The sequence below is a fragment of the Streptomyces sp. BRA346 genome (assembly GCF_052851135.1).
In genome coordinates this window covers 1-2,479 of record NZ_JAIWIH010000138.1, presented here as the reverse complement: position 1 = coordinate 2,479, position 2,479 = coordinate 1, and the positions used below count along the sequence as shown (strand labels likewise).

Below are 2,479 nucleotides of genomic sequence, written 5' to 3'. Positions count from 1 at the left end.
CCACGGCGGCCGGGACCAGCTGGTGCGTTCCCTCGCCCAGGCGTTCAACGCGGGCGTCCCCGTGAACTGGACGACCCTGTTCCCGGCCGACCCCACCCCGCGAACGGTGGATCTGCCGACGTACGCCTTCCAGCGGCGGCGGTTCTGGGCCGCCGCCGCGGGCGGTCGGGTGGGCGATGTGGCCGCAGCGGGGTTGGAGCGTGTGGAGCACGCCTTGTTGCTCGCCGCGGTCGGGCTGCCCGACGGCGGGTTGCTGCTGACCGGCCGGGTCTCGGCGGGAAGTGGCGGCTGGCAGGCCGAGCACGCCGTCGCGGGCGCGGTGTTGATGCCCGGTGCCGCGCTGGTGGAGTGGGCGTTGCGGGCGGCCGACGAGGCGGGCTGCGGTGGCGTCGAGGAGCTGGCGCTTCAGGTGCCCTTGGTCCTGCCCGAGTCGGGGGCCTTGCGCGTACAGGTAGTGGTGGGCGAGGCGGTCGAGGACGGGCGGCGCGACGTACGGGTGTACTCCCGTCCCGACCGCGCCGCCGAGCCAGGTGGCGACCCGGGGTGGGTGTGCCACGCGGAAGGCGTGCTGAGCCCGCCGTCCGCCGATGGCTGGGCGGAGGAGCTGCCCGGCGCATGGCCTCCGGCGAACGCGAAGCCGCTGGACGTCGAGGGGTTCTACGAGCAGGCCGCGGCGGCGGGGTACGCGTACGGCCCGTCGTTCCAGGGACTTCGGGCAGCGTGGCGCGATGGCCAGGATCTGCTGGCCGAGGTGGCGCTGCCCGAGGCCGCCGGAGACCATGGCGGCTTCGGCATCCACCCGGCGCTCCTCGACGCGGCCCTGCACCCGCTCCTGTTGGCCGACCGGTTCGCCGCCGACTCCGACCCGGCGGAGGCCGAGCAGCTGTGGTTGCCGTTCGTCTGGAATGGCGTATCCCTGCATGCCACGGACGCCACCACGGTCCGCGTGCGGCTCACCCGCCACCAGCAGAGCGCGGTGGGTGAGCGCGGGCTACGGCTGGTCGTGGCCGATGCCGGGGGTGCTCCCGTGCTCACGGTTGACTCCCTCACCATGCGTCCGGCCGACGCCGCGCAGCTTCGGTCCGTGGGCGGACGGGACACCGGCGGGCTGTTCACGCTCGACTGGACGCCCCTGCCCGCCGCGCCGGTCACGACGCAGGACGACAACTGGGTGGTGTTGGGCCGGGACAACGACTCCGGTGGTGCAGTGTGCCATCCGGATCTGACGGCTCTGGCCGCCGCGATGGACGGCGGTACGCCTGCTCCGACGCTGGCCTTGGCCTATCTCCCCGCCGTGGGTGAGCCCGCCGCCGACGACCTCGCGGCGGGTGCGACTGGCGGTCTCACCGCTGTCGAGCAGGCACTGCAATGGGTGCAGGGCTGGCTGGCCGAACCGCGCTTGGCCGACGCCCGGTTGGCGGTGGTGACGCGGGGCGCGTTCGGGTACGCCGAGGACGACGTCCCGGATCCGTCCGGTGCCGCCGTATGGGGCCTGCTGCGGAGTGCGCAGGCCGAGCACCCGGACCGGTTCGTGCTCCTCGACACCGACCCGGAACCCCACACCGAGGCGCCCCCTCGCAGCGTGGCCGACGCCGTGACGCGTGCCGTGCGGGCCGATGAGCCGCAGGTGGTCATGCGGGCCGGTCAGTTGCTGGTGCCCCGGCTGACCCCGGCACGCCGCGCACGCCGCGACGAGTCCACCGCCGATGGTCTCGGCGCTCTCGACCCTGACGGAACCGTGCTGATCGTCGGCGGTACGGGCCTGCTGGGCGGCTTGGTCGCCGAGCACCTCGTACGAACCTGGCAGGTCAGGCATCTGGTGCTGGCGAGCCGCCGAGGCCTTGAGGCCCCGGGCGCGCCGGAACTGACCGACCGGCTGAGCGGTGCGGGCGCACAGGTGCGGATCGTCCCGGTGGATGTCACGGATGCGGACGCGGTGGCCGAATTGGTGGCGGGGATCGACGCGGAACATCCCCTGACCGGGGTCATCCATGCCGCGGGCGTGCTGGATGACGCGGTGATCACCTCACTGACCCCGCAACAAGTGGCACGGGTGTGGCAGGCGAAGGCCACAGTCGCGGCCCATCTGCACGCGGCGACGGCGGATCTGCCGCTGACCATGTTCGTGACGTTCTCCTCGGCCGCCGGCGCGGTGGGCAACGCCGGTCAGGCCGGATACGCGGCAGCGAACGCGTACGTGGACGCGTTGGTCGCCCGCCGCCGTGGCCTCGGGCTGCCCGGGCTTTCGGTGGCATGGGGGCTGTGGGAGGAGTCCAGCGCCATGACCGGGCACATGGGGCAGACGGATCTGACCCGGCTGCGCGGAATGAGGCCGTTGTCGTCCGAGCGCGGACTTGCCCTGCTGGATGCAGCGTGTCGACTCCCGCGTCCGTTGGTGGTGGCCGTGGACCTTGATGTGGCGGGGGTTGCGGGTGGTGATGTGCCTGCGGTGTTGCGTGGGTTGATGGTGGGGCGGGTT

1 protein-coding gene is annotated in these 2,479 nt (G+C 73.2%); it reads left to right on the top strand.

Annotation, left to right across the window (positions count from 1 at the left end):
* On the top strand, positions 1-2,479 hold a 2,479-nt coding region (locus LCH29_RS43760), incomplete at both ends, for a type I polyketide synthase (RefSeq protein WP_446467251.1).